The sequence below is a fragment of the Micromonospora sp. CNZ297 genome, from assembly GCF_007827625.1.
Window position 1 is genome coordinate 115560 of sequence record NZ_VISU01000016.1, and the last position, 12704, is coordinate 128263.

The window sequence follows — 12704 nt, forward strand, 5'->3', positions numbered from 1 at the left end:
TCGGCAGAGCGCGGGCCGGGGTTGGTGTCGACCTCAGGCGAGCAGCGGTTCGAAGATGTTTCGGCCGAGCGTCAGGGCCTGTTCTTGGTCGAGGACGGTGGCGGCGAGGCCGGGGTGGGCCGTCATCCACTCGCGGGCGTTGGCGACGTTCGTGAAGAAGTTGATGGTGGAGCAGCAGGTGTCCACGGAGCGGCCGACGGCTCCGGTGGCCGCGTACACGATCACCGCTTCCGCCGGCTGGTAGGTCGCCGCACCGTTGGTGATGGTTACGCGGACCGGTTGGCCGGTGTGCGGATCGGCGGAGGTGATCACCGCGTCGGTGCCGAGCATGAACGGCATGCCCAACGCGTCGATGGCGCACATCGCGAAGGCCTCGACGTCGCCGAGTGACACCACGTGCGGCGTCGGCGTGGGGGAGAACGGGTAGGCCGCGACCAGGCGCCCGGCGCTGTCGACGGCGACAAGATCTTCCCGGGCAAGTTCGCGCAGCGCCTTCGCGGTGTCCAGGTCCGCCGCGCTGACGCCAGCGCGGATGTCGGCGTCGCTGGGGGCCGTCCCGGTGGCGGCGAAGTGGCGCAGGATCGCCCGGTGCACCTGCCGCAGCTTGTCTGGCAGTTGCTCGGCGCGGCGGGGCCGGTCGGTCCGGATGGCGTTGCCCGGCTGGGTGCAGCAATCCACCAGGTTCTGGTCAGTCGCGGCGGGAGCGGATTCGGCGCCCATTGCCCGGCGCAGGGCAGCGCGGATGCGCTCGCCGGTGGGGAGATCCAGGCGACAGGCCGCCGGCCCGTCGCCGGTGCCGCCCATCACGTCCACGCCGTTGACCAGGATCGACGGCGACGGATAGTCGCCCACGACCTCGGTGACCACCGCAGGCAGCCCGAGGTCGGCCAGCGCGGCGTGCAGCTCCTCCCGAGCCGGGGCAAGATTCGGGCACTCCGGAACGGAACGGAGTTCAACGTTCACCCCACGAGGCAGAGCTGAGCCGACGAGGGCTTCGAGGAAGCGGACCGCGCCACCCACGGCCTGGTCGACAGGGAAAACGGCGATGTCGTCGCGTCCTTCGGCCTCAGCCCAATGGCGTGCCGCCCGCTCGGAGGGGAAGAACAGCTGGTGGTGGCAGTAACTGGACAGCACTGCGGGAACCGTGTCGCCCACACTCTTGCCGTGAGCTCGCACGAAGGACACGACAGCGCCGTCGACGGAGATGCCTTCGATGCCGTTCGGTCCCATGCGCAGGGAGATCGGCTGCCCGGTCGTCTCCAGCGACGACTGCACGTCGATGGCCTTGCCCAGCACCCGCGGTAGCCACAGGGTGTCCGGCGCGCACCACGCGTACAGCGTCTGCCCGTCGACTGTCAGTCGGTGCGGGGACGGCATGTCGGGCAGCGACAGGCCCCAGAAGGCAATGATCCTGCCCTGGTCGTCCTGGAGGTGAGTGCCGGCCAGCACGCCGTCGATAGCGGCGGTCACCTGCTCTCCCGGCAGGTCGAGTCGCTGGGCCAGCGCTGCGACGGTGACCGGCGTGCCCTCGGCGAGCAGCCGCCACAGCCCGACCGCGATGCGAGCCTGCGCCGGATCAAGCACCGGCATGATCTTGACGTATTCCGCCAGGAGCTGGTCCAGCGCGCCGGCCTTGGTCCCTTCAGCATCTGCTGCGGTCATCACAGCCTCCTCCCAGCAAGCAGCCTCGATGGGCAAAACGACACCCCGTGGCCGACACGGTTCTACCCGTAGCAGACTGGACCCTCCAGTGCAGGGGAAGGTCAAGGCGTGACGACAGGAGGTCACCGGATGCGGATCGGGGAACTCGCCGAGGCAACCGGCACCACGGCCAAGACACTGCGCTTCTACGAAGCCAGCGGCCTGCTCTCACCCGCCGCACGGACCCCCGCCGGCTACCGCGACTACGGCGACGACGCGGTTGCCCGGCTCGACTTCATCCGTCGCGGCCGCGCCGCCGGACTCACCCTCGCCCAGATCCGCGACATCCTCACCGTCCGCGACACCGGCCATGCCCCCTGCGGGCACGTACGCCAACTGCTCGCCGGACAGCTCGACGCCATCGACGCCCAGCTCGCCGACCTGCACGCGCTCCGCGCCACCGTGGCCCAGCTCCACGACTCTGCCACCAACGCGGACCCGGACACCTGCCCACCAGAGCAGGTGTGCCGCTACCTGTAGCTGAGGGGGTGTCGCAGGGCTTCAGACGTTGAAGGCCAGGGGCCGTCTCACGGAATCCGACGAGCTGCGGTCGTGCAGCAAGCACAGTCCGCCTGGCCCGTGCGGCCGCTGCGGTGTCGCTGTCGGCTGGCCCACCACCATGCGGCAGCAGCCAGCCCGGCCAGAACGATGGTCATGCCGGGCATCCACCGGCCGGCGATCGCCCAGCCGGCCCCGGAGAGCACCCCGGCGGCCAGCAGCAGCGGGATGGCGCAGCACGCGACGCCCGCAACACCGGCCCCCGTCAGCCCGGACGGCAGCAGTCGTCGGGCGTGGTCCACGTGGCTCAGCATTCGAGTCTCCTCCGGGGTAGGTGCGTACGGGATCGGGCCGGCCATGCGGTGCTGGTGTGGTGGCTGGGCTGTCACGCACAGCAGGAGGTGGGTAGCTCGTTGCGGAACAGCCCAGCGGCGATGCGCAGGCTCTCGGCCATCGTCAGGTAAGGGGCCCAGGTGTCGGCGATGTCGTCAACGGTCATCCGGGCTCGGATGGCGTAGGTGGCCGCAAGCATCAGCTCCCCAGCGCCTTCGGCGAGGGCGTGTACGCCGAGCAGCCGTCCGGTGCCGGCGTCGGCGACGAGTTTGACCGCGCCGCGGGTGTCCCGGTTGACCAGCGCCCGGGGCACGTCCGCCAGCCCGAGCACCCGGCACACGCAGTCGTGGCCGAGGGCCAGCGCCTCGGCTTCGGTGGGGCCGGCGGAGGCCAGCTGCGGGCGGGTGAACACCACGGACGGCAGGCCGGTGTAGTCCACCCGAGCCGGCCGGCTCCCGTCTGCTGCCAGGGCGTTGACCGCCGCCGCCCGGCCGGTCGCGGCGGCGACGTAGACGTACTGGGGTGCGCCGGTCACGTCCCCCGCCGCGTAGACGCGACGGTTGGAGGTGGACTGCGCCTCGTCGACCATGACGAAACCGCGCTCGTCGGTGGTCACCCCGGCGGCGGCCAGGTCGAGGCCGTCGGTGCGGGCCCGCCGACCGGTGGCGATCAGCAGGCGCTGTCCGGTGACTCGCTGCCCGTCACCGGCGACGACCACCACGCCGTGGGTGGTGGGTTCGACCGCGGTGGCCCGCTGCTCGACCACCGTGATGCCGTCGGCGGTGAACACCTGCCGCAGCAGCTCGGCCAGTTCGGGCTCCGCGCGGGGCGCCAGGCGTCCCACCACCGTCACGGGCACACCCAGGTGGGCGAACAGTTGCGCCTGCTCCATCCCCACATAGCCACCCCCGACCACGACAAGCGAGGCGGGTAGCTGGTGCTGCTCCATCGCCGTGGTCGAGGTCAGGTAGTCCACCTGGTCCAGGCCCGGCAGGTCTGGCCGGTCGGGCTGCGCCCCGGTGGCGACGACGTAGGCGCGTGCGCGCAGCGGCTGCCCGTCCACGGTCAGGGTGTCCGGGTCGCCGAACGTTGCCTGCCCGGAGCGGATCGGGAAGCCGTAGGCGTCGGCGACGTCCAGATACTTGGCCTGCCGCAGCCGCCCCACCAGCTCGTCCTTCTGCGCCACCAGCGCGGCCAGGTCCACCCCGTCAGCCGAGGTCGGCACCCCGAGAAACGGGTTGGTCGCTGCGGCGTGCCGGGTACCGGCGGCCGCCAGCAGCGTCTTCGACGGCACACAGCCAACGTTGACGCATGTGCCGCCCACCACACCGCCTTCGACCAGCACTACGCGCGCGCCGGCCTGCCGTGCGGCGATACCGGCCGCCATCGCCGCCCCACCGGAACCGACCACCGCGAGGTCGGCATCAAAACCGGAAGCCATCGCCTCATCCTTCTGCTGGCCGTCATGTCTCTGCCCCAACCAGACTGGACCTTCCAGTGCGGGGGAGGGTCAAGATCCGACGACACGAGGCAACCCCGGCGCGGATCGGAGAGGACCGCCATCCAGGGTGCCGTAGTACCGATGTTGACCACTGCGCCGGGCAGGGATCGCGCACGCCGACCGCTGCCTTGTCGATGCCCGCCCGATGATCTTCTGCTTCACAGGCAACCATCGCCTTGGCGTCTGGTCACTCGTCCTGGCGACAGGCTTCCCGCTCTCGCTCAAGGGCTGTTGCGAAGTGGCAGGCTTTGGATATGGAGGGTTTGATCAAGCCGTTCCGGACGAGGTTTGGTCGTCGCGGCGTCGCGCATCGAATCCCGGCGCAGCACATGTCGTCGTCTCGAACATCCTCTGCAGGGACAGGTCAATGAACGGGGTTACCCGCATCGACCTGCCGCGACTGGGTTCCCTCCTGGACGCGGGCGCTCAACTCGTTGAGGTGCTGCCCACCGCCGAGTACACCGACCAGCACATACCCGGTGCGGTCAACATCCCTCTGAAAACCCTTGACGCCAGCACGACCGCAGCCCTCGACCGTAGTCGTGCCGTGGTCGTCTACTGCTCGGACGCCCTTTGAGACCTGAGCCCACGAGCCGCGTGCCGGCTTGAAGCCCTCGGGTTCACCGATGTCTACGACTACGTCGCCGGTAAGGCCGACTGGCTGGCACACAACCTGCCAACCGAAGGCGAGCGCGCTAACGCACCCACCGCCGGGATGAAACTGCGCCATGACGTGCCCACCGCCGGCCCCGACGAAACCATCGCCGCCGTCCGCGCCCGCGTCGACGCCTCGCCGTACCGGTTCGCCCTGGTCCTCGCCGCCGATCGCACCCTGCTCGGCCGGCTGCGCCACACCATGCTCGCAGGCGATCCTGAGGCGGCAGCGCAGCAGGTGATGGAACTGGGGCCTTCGACCACGCGACCCGACTCCCCGCTCGCCTCCGTCCAGTCCCATCTACGTGACCACCAGATGACCTACATGATCGTCACAGACCCTGAGGGGCGCTTGCTGGGTACCGTCCACGCCGCCGACCTGAAAGACGAGCTATAACGAGATCGCGGGGAGAAATATTCGGTCGGACGGCGACGGCGACAGGAGTCCCCGACTGTCGAGCTAGTCCGCTGAGCGGACCAGCCGGGCCACGCCAGGTAGGTGAGACCCCGGGACGGACTAGCACCTGCCGTTCGGATCCGGCCTCTTCCCGCGCGGAGTCACATTCTGCTTAAGCGGGTCAGATGCCTCGGGGGATCTCACGCGAGAGAACTCCCTGACCATGCACACCGGCCCCATCAACGGGGGCAGGAAGTTGGCGGGCGAGCGGGGCCAGGCCTGGTGGGGTCGCACTCGGCACCGACCCGCGGCTCCACCTGCACGTCCGGGCACATGCGGCAGCGGATGACGAGGTGCCCGCCGCAGCGGCACGGCCACCAGTCCCGCATCGGCGTGGTCGCCGAGCCGCCTGCGTAGCCGTGCCCGTTGCGGCACTCGCCCGGCTCGTCGCCGACCAGCTCGCGGACCTGGCGGTAGGGGAAGGCGACCACGTGCGGATCGGCGCGGGCCCGGCCGATCAGGCGGCGCAGGTCGGCGGGGGAGTCGACGACGCGCTCGACCACGGTCACGCCGGCCGGCGAGTTGTCGGCCCGGTCCCAGCGGATCGTGATGTGCCAGCGCGTTCGCCACTCCACGCTCGCAGGTTAGTCGAACATACGTTCTAGGGCGGGCGGGACCGACAGATAGTGGCCGGGGCGGGGCTCCCATGCATTCGTTGTGTCTGATCTGCGCCCCGGGTCCGCTCCCGATGCCCAACGATGGCCAGGGAGGGACGTACATGAGCGGCGCTCGTGGTCTGGACGGATGGGGCTGGAGGGGGTGAGTCCGGCCTGGCGGTGGGAGACGTCGCCCGGTGGGCTGGTGCTACGCCGGCCGGTTGCCCCGATGCTGGCCGCGCCGGTCGACTCCGTGCCCGAGGGTCCGAACCTGGCCTATGAACCGAAGTGGGATGGGTGGCGGGCGCTGGCCTTCCGGGGAGCCTCCGACGTCTACTTGCAGTCGCGCGCCGGCAGGAATTTGACGCCGTACTTCCCGGACATCACCCGGGCGGTGCGGGCTTTCGTCCCGCCCGGTGCGGTGCTCGACGGGGAACTGGTCGTCTGGGAGCGGGGGCGGACGAACTTCGCCCTGCTTCAACGGCGGGTCACCGCCGGCCGAGGGCTGCTGCGCGAGGCCCGTGCGCACCCGGCCTACTACGTCGCCTTCGACCTGCTCGTCGACGTTGGCGCAGAGCCGGTGCTCGACGTGCCACTGGTCGAGCGCCGGGCCCGCCTAGTGCGGCTGCTCGCCGGCGCCCCACCGCAGCTGGCAGTCACCCCGCAGAGCGCCGACCTCACCGAGGTCAGCGAATGGCTGACCACCTGGACCGCGGCAGGTGTGGAAGGCGTCGTGATCAAACGGCTCGACAGCCGGTATGAACCTGGCCGGCGAGGGTGGGCGAAGTTCCGGGCCCGTGCCACCACGGAGGCGATCATCGGCGGCGTCACCGGCAGCATCCGCGACCCCGAGACGCTTCTGCTCGGCCGGTTCGACCGGCGCGGTCGGCTGCGATACACCGGCCGCACCCACCCGCTGACGGCGCTGCAGCGCCAGGAGCTGGCGAGGCTACTGTCCCCGCCACGCCCGACCGAGCGCCGTGTGGTCACCCACCCCTGGCCCGATCCACTACCGGCCACCTGGTCGGGCCAGTTCGAGCGACCCGAGCCGCTGCGCTACGCCCAGGTCGAGCCGACCGTGGTGGCCGAGATTCAGGTGGACACGGCCTACGAGCACCACCGGTGGCGGCACCGGGTGCGGTACGCGCGGCCCAGGCCGGACCTGTCGGTGTACGACGTGCCGCTGATCCTCGGCGAAGGCGAAGATCCCTTCTCCGACTACCCACGCAGCGCCTAACTGAGGTCACCCCAATTCCCCCTACAGAAGGGCACCGCAACTGCTGAGCTCATGCAGCGGGCAGACCCGGCACGGGACGACCAGGTGCCTGCCGCCCCGGCACGGCCACCAGTCCCACAGCGGTGTGGTCGCCGAGCGCATGGTGGATGGGTCTCATACGTCCTCGTCAGCCTCGTCGCTGAGGGAGGCCAGGGTCTCCCGCGCCAGTGCCCACAGCGACTTCCCACCGGAGACGTACCACCGGGACGGGCCTTGGGCGGCGACGGGCGCCTTGCTCCACCCTGCCAACCGCCACATCTCCTGCACCAGGCCCGAAGGGGAGTAGCGCTTCCCGTCGGCCGCCCACAAGATCGGGCGTACCCGTTGGTTGACCCACGTCGCGGTGCCCCGGCTCGGGTCTTCCGCGAGCCATGCGGCCATCGCTTCCCGTTCGGGCCGGCCGCCTGCCCGGTAGGTCAGCGGCGTGCCGTCAGCCAGTGCTCTGGCATCGATCAGGGTGGGCACGGCATTGGGCCGGCGCTGTTGCTTCGGGATCTTCACGACCCGGTATTCCAACGGCAGGACGGGGACCGGGACGCCGCGCTTCAGGTCCGTCAGGACCAGACCTGCGAGGCTACGACAGCGGTCGGGGTCGGCGAGCGTGCTGGACACGATCGAACTCTGGCCGAACTCGGCATCAACGTGATGGACGAGCCAGGCGGTGGCACGTTCGACAGCGTTCGGCACCTGGGTGAGGACCGCGTCCCAGTCGGTGTCGGGATCGTCGATGCCGTCGAGGTCCAGAGCTTGGAAGACGATGTGCGCGATGAGCCGGTCTCCTCGGTCCACGATCGCCTCGGCTCGCGCCTGACGGCTCTTCGCAGTGCGGTGGAGCGTGGCATCGATCTCCCGCAGCACGAGGACGCTGCGCCAGACCTGGTGGGCAGAGGGCCGGTCCTGCGCGTTGAACAACAGCTGGTAGGCGCCCTGAGTGCCCTGCTCCCAGAGCAGGTCCACGCCGCGCTTGGACCGGACGGCGAGATCCGAGTTCCGGTGCGCGCAGGCCAGGGCGGTGGCTGCGGCCTCCACCGAGCAGCCGCTCTCCGGTGAGGGCTCTGGTTCTCCGCGCTTGACCGCGTACGTCTTCTGGAGCGAGAGGAGAAAGTCCTCTCTGATGGCTCTCTGCACGGGATCGAGAGCGACGAAGTCACGCCGCTCGACCCGGTTCTGGGTGTTCGTGGCCGTGGTCACCGCGTCCGCGAAGCCCGCCGGGCAGTTCGTGAGAGAGATGACCCGGACGGTCACGTATCCGTCGCCGATTGCCGCGGCGTCCTTCCGGGAAGCCCGGTGTATCGCGTGGACGGTCTGCGCTCCGTTCACCACGCTGGCGCCGTCCAGCTTGAGCGCGACCGGTGACCGTGTGGCCCGACTGAAGTAGTCGGGGACAAGGGTGTCGCAGAGCAGGGTGATCCCGTTGTTGAAGAACCAGAAGTTGTGCGGTTCGTCGGTCAGCGTGTCGATCAGACCCTGGTTGACCTGCGTGATGCCGAGCGGCTTGCGGATGTTGCGGTCGAACAGGCGGTCCTCGTGGTCGTCGTACCAGGCCGCGATGTCGGCCACCGAGACGAGACCCTGGAACGCCTCGTACGGTTCGGTGATCTTGACGTAGTCCTGCATCCTGACGGTCAGCGCGATGGGAGGTTCCGTGAAGTCGTTGCGCACCACCTCCCAGATGTCGCGGGCCAGATAGCTGCGTTGGTCGAGAATGTTGCCGAGTTGGTTGAACTCGTCCTGGGCATCTGAGAGCCGTTGCACGACGTCACGCGCGAGCGGGTCGGTCCGCATCACGGCGGTCACCAGGGTGATTTTCGATCCCGGGTTGCTGAGGACGGCGGCGACCTGGTCCGCGAGGTTCTGGAAGCGGATGTTGAAGCGGTCGAACTTGCGAGCGTCGATATACCGGAGGCCCTCGATGAACTTGAGCCCGTCGGCAAGCTCGAACCGTGCCTTGCCCCTGTCGCTCCACTTCGATTGGACCAGCCAGAGATGTGACGCGCTCTCATCGGTGGCCACCGCGTCGATGCCGATGTCGTCCCGGCCGTCGATGACCGCCTCGGCGGCCGCTGCCGATTCGCAGCCGGTCAGGTCGCGCACCGCCAGGGCGGCCAGGGCGCGCGACAGAAGCGACTGCTCACGCTCGTTGGGTGGTTTGTTGGCAAGATCCGATACGTCTATCAGTTCGCCGAATTCTCGCAGCAACGCATCCCGCACCTGTCGGACCTGCGTTTCGGGGGGCGCCTCGTAGGGCGGTGCACCGGACGCAACAGGGTTTCCGCTCACACGACTACCTAACTGTCGACCTTCACCGTCATCGCCACAGGTCGCGTCAGACGGTCCGGGACCGCAGCAGGGCTGACGAGTCTTCCCTTACGCCGGGCTGGGCTGATCCACGCAGCGAGACGCGTCCCGATCGCCGAAGACTGGACCTTGACGCGCGCGTCACCTATCGTAGCGGCTCAAGCGCTCTCCCGGATATCCCATGAGGACGCTTCACCGCTCTTGGTCGACTACTGTCTTACCTGGGGCCTGATCCTTATCAATCCCCGGATTCGCCCCGCTCGCCCCCCCCGGGCGCAGACTTTGTCGTCAGTCAACGAGGTAGTGGGCTTCGATGTAGGCGACGGTGGAGTCATACGGTTCCCCCACCGGCTTCAACATGTACCGGCGGAAGACGGCGGCGGTGGCGCGGCGGACGCCTCGGTTGCGGGCGTCCGCGTTGTCCCATGATTGGGCGAGGGTTCGGGTGACCACCTGGTCGATCTCCTCGGCCAGGTTTCTCTCCGTGACTGTGAGGCCGGACGGTGCGTGGTCGTGGATGATCCGCGACAGGACGCCCACGCGGTCGTCGTCCAGCACGACGACGGCTTCGTCGGGGTGCTTCTCGGCGTTCACGATGGCGCGGGCGATCCGGAGGGCTTCGGCCAGAAACTCCAGGGCGTCCTGGGCGTTCTGGATGATCCGATCCCGCAGCAGCCTGATCCGTTCCGCGAGGGCGGTGTACTTCGCGGACCCTGGTTCAACCCCCTTGTCGAGGGCGGCCTTGATCTGGTCCAGGATCTCCGCCGCGGACGGGGGTGTCTTGTCCTCGCCGTCGTCCTCGCCGGGCTTGGGGCGGACGAGGGCCATCAGCTCTTTGAGGATGGTGATGCCCTGGGCGTCCAGGACGAGGGCTTCCTCCTGCGAGGCGACCACCGAGAAGGAGTGGACGTGGGCGTTGATGATCTCCAGGACCATCGGCCCCAGCTCGCCCAGCCGTTCCTTCCTCTCCTCGTCGGAGGACTTCTTGAACAGGGTCGTGTACACGGACCCGAACAGCCCGAAGCCGTCCCGGTACTTGGCGATTCGCTTGTCGGTGTTGATGAGCGGGTACAGGCGGGCCAGGAGCCGGTAGTCCTTGGAGAACACCTCGGCGACGCCGGGGTTGGCGTCCAGGAAGACGTTGATGGCCCGCACGGATTCGTATCCGTGGACCGTGAGGTCCAGGCCGTCGACGTCCGCGAGGAGGTCTTCGATGCGGGCGAAGGTGGTGCGGAACTCGGCGACGAGCTCGGACAGGTCGGTGACGAACCCGCCGCCCTTGCCAGCCCCCTCCGCGGTGGGGTCGACGACGGCCCGCTGGACCTCTTCGGCCAGGCCGATGTAGTCCACGACCACGCCGGAAGTCTTCACGAACCCGGTCGGGGACACCCAGGTGCGGTTCGGGCGGGTGATCGTCTGGAACAAGGTGTGGGCCTTCAGCGGCTTGTCCAGGTAGAGGACGCCCTCGTTGGGGGCGTCGAACCCGGTCATCAGCTTCGCGGTCACCACCAGGAAGCACAGCGGGTCGTCCGGGGTGAGGAACCGCCGCTTCTGTTCCTCCTCCTCGGCCTCCGAGAGGCGGTACGGCCGCATGGCGGGGTCTTCGTCCTTGGAGTCCGAGACGGAGATGTTCACCTCGGCGGTGATCCGGTCGTGCTTCCCGACCTCGGCGAGCACCTGTGAGGCCTCGAAGCCGGCCAGCAGCTCGTTGATCTTGTCCGTGTACGCGACGGCCAGTTCGCGGTTATAGGCGACAACCTGGGCCTTGAGGCCGTTGCGGTAGGCGCCGGCCAGGTAGTGGTCGACGATGTCCTGGCAGACCGTGTGGATGCGGTCGGGGTTGGCGAACACCGAGGTGAGTCGCCCGAACTTGCGGGACAGGGCCTCACGGTCGGGGTCATCGAGGTCGAAGTCATCGGCGAACTGGTCGAACTCAGCCTGCAACTCCTGGTCGTTCATCTCGAACGAGACCGGGTGCGGGTCCAGCATGACCGGAACGGTCGCCTCGTCCCGCAGAGACCTCGACACGGAGTACCGGTGCAGCACCCTGCCCGGGTCGGCCTCCTCGCCGAAGAGCGCGAAGGTGTCGGTGGCGAGGTTCCTGAGGGGGGTGCCGGTCATTCCGAAGAACTTCGCGTTAGGCAATGCCGCGCGCATCTGCTCGGCCAGGGTGGGCCTGCCGGGCAGACTCCCTCGGTCCCGGCTGACGGCTTGGGTGCGGTGCGCCTCGTCGACCAGCACGATGATGTTGTCCCGGGTCGACAGGTCCTTGCCGGCGTCGGCGAACTTATGGACGGTCGTCGAGATGACGCCGCGCACGTCGTCGGCCAGCAGGGAACGCAACTCGTGGCTGGTGGCTGGCTGGTGGAAGTAGGCGTGCCCCATCGCGGAGGTGAACACCCCGGAGGTCTGCCGGACGAGCTGGGTACGGTCGGAGAGCAGGATGATCGTGGGCGACTCGGTACGGGTGTCGGCCAGCAGCAGCGAGGCGGCGAACACCATCAGCAGAGTCTTCCCGCTGCCCTGGTGGTGCCAGATCAGGCCCTTCCGGCCGCCGGCCAGGACTCGCTCGTGGATCAGGTGGGCGGCTTCCATCTGCGGGTAGCGGGGCAGGTACTTCTTGTCCACCCCGCCGCCGGCGGTGTCGAACAGGGCGAAGTTCGCGAGCATGTCCAGGACGATCGCCGGGTTGAGCAGCAGCTCAACGGAGCGCTGCACGTCAGCCTGCCCGGACAGGTTTTCGTCGTCGGCGGTGGACCGGAACGGCTGCCACAGGTTCAGGGACGAGCCAACGGCACCGAACCGCAGCTTCAGCCCGTCGGAGGCGACGGCGAAGACGTTCGGGGTAAAGAACCACGGGTACTCGGCGGCGTACACGTCGTTGATCTCGCGGGCGGCGTCAGCCCACTTGGACTTTGCGGTTGGCGACTTCACCTCGACCACGACTAGAGGCAGCCCGTTCACCCAGTACACGAGGTCGAACCGGCGGGAGATCTTGCCGGGGACGGTGATGGTCACCTCGTCCGAGACGACCAGCGTATTGGCGGTCGGGTGCTCGAAGTCGATGACCTTCAGGGCGTGCCATGCGCCGTCGGCGTCCCGGAACTCCTTATGCCCGCGCAGCAGGCGTAGCACCTGCTCGTTGGCCCGCACCAGCCCGCCCTCAACAGCGTTGACCGTGGCGATGATCTCATCGACCACCGCGTCCAGGTCGAACCCGCCGATCATCCCAGGGTTGAGCCGGACGATGGCGTCCCGCAGCTGGCCGGCGACCACCGTCTGCGTCGTCTCACGCGGCAGCGACCTGCCCGCCGCGTAGCCCCAGCCCATCGGGAGAGACCACTGGATCACCAGGTTCTGGAACTCACGCTCCCGAATGCCCTTCGCCAC

Annotated in this window: 10 protein-coding genes; 4 read left to right on the top strand and 6 right to left on the bottom strand. The window is 68.8% G+C overall.

The features are described from left to right. Positions 1-33: 33 nt before the first annotated feature. Positions 34-1698 carry an organomercurial lyase gene (gene merB, locus FB454_RS24625; RefSeq protein WP_145823556.1) on the bottom strand — a complete coding sequence of 555 codons (1665 nt, stop codon included), beginning with the start codon at positions 1696-1698 and terminating at the stop codon, positions 34-36. 72 nt (positions 1699-1770) lie between these two features. On the opposite strand from merB, the gene FB454_RS24630 reads away from it, so the two are divergent. Further along, positions 1771-2181, top strand: a complete 411-nt coding sequence (locus FB454_RS24630; RefSeq protein ID WP_486485450.1) for a heavy metal-responsive transcriptional regulator — start codon at positions 1771-1773, stop codon at positions 2179-2181. A 47-nt stretch (positions 2182-2228) separates the two neighbouring features. Here the strand turns inward: FB454_RS24630 and FB454_RS24635 are convergent, their stop codons facing one another. Then, on the bottom strand, positions 2229-2513 hold the full coding sequence (locus FB454_RS24635; protein WP_145823558.1) for a hypothetical protein: 285 nt from the start codon (positions 2511-2513) through the stop codon (positions 2229-2231). Between the two features lie 71 nt (positions 2514-2584). Beyond that, positions 2585-3973, bottom strand: coding sequence for a mercury(II) reductase (gene merA, locus FB454_RS24640; protein WP_145823559.1), 1389 nt, complete (start codon positions 3971-3973; stop codon positions 2585-2587). A gap of 205 nt (positions 3974-4178) precedes the next feature. On the opposite strand from merA, the gene FB454_RS24645 reads away from it, so the two are divergent. Both FB454_RS24645 and FB454_RS24650 read left to right on the top strand, forming a co-directional pair. Beyond that, a complete protein-coding gene (locus tag FB454_RS24645) occupies positions 4179-4610 on the top strand; it encodes a rhodanese-like domain-containing protein (RefSeq protein ID WP_145823560.1) in 432 nt (143 codons plus the stop codon). A 138-nt stretch (positions 4611-4748) separates the two neighbouring features. Continuing rightward, on the top strand, positions 4749-5084 hold the full coding sequence (locus tag FB454_RS24650) for a CBS domain-containing protein (protein WP_145823561.1): 336 nt from the start codon (positions 4749-4751) through the stop codon (positions 5082-5084). Positions 5085-5323: 239 nt separating this feature from the next. Here FB454_RS24650 and FB454_RS24655 read toward each other — a convergent pair whose 3' ends face one another. Beyond that, positions 5324-5719, bottom strand: a complete 396-nt coding sequence (locus tag FB454_RS24655) for a hypothetical protein (RefSeq protein WP_145823562.1) — start codon at positions 5717-5719, stop codon at positions 5324-5326. Between the two features lie 169 nt (positions 5720-5888). On the opposite strand from FB454_RS24655, the gene FB454_RS24660 reads away from it, so the two are divergent. Then, on the top strand, positions 5889-6977 hold the full coding sequence (locus tag FB454_RS24660; protein WP_486485451.1) for an ATP-dependent DNA ligase: 1089 nt from the start codon (positions 5889-5891) through the stop codon (positions 6975-6977). Positions 6978-7130: 153 nt separating this feature from the next. Here the strand turns inward: FB454_RS24660 and FB454_RS24665 are convergent, their stop codons facing one another. Both FB454_RS24665 and FB454_RS24670 read right to left on the bottom strand, forming a co-directional pair. Continuing rightward, positions 7131-9227, bottom strand: coding sequence for an AIPR family protein (locus tag FB454_RS24665; RefSeq protein WP_222433938.1), 2097 nt, complete (start codon positions 9225-9227; stop codon positions 7131-7133). Positions 9228-9602: 375 nt separating this feature from the next. Beyond that, entirely contained in the window at positions 9603-12704 is a 3102-nt protein-coding gene (locus FB454_RS24670) for an HsdR family type I site-specific deoxyribonuclease (protein ID WP_145823564.1), read from the bottom strand.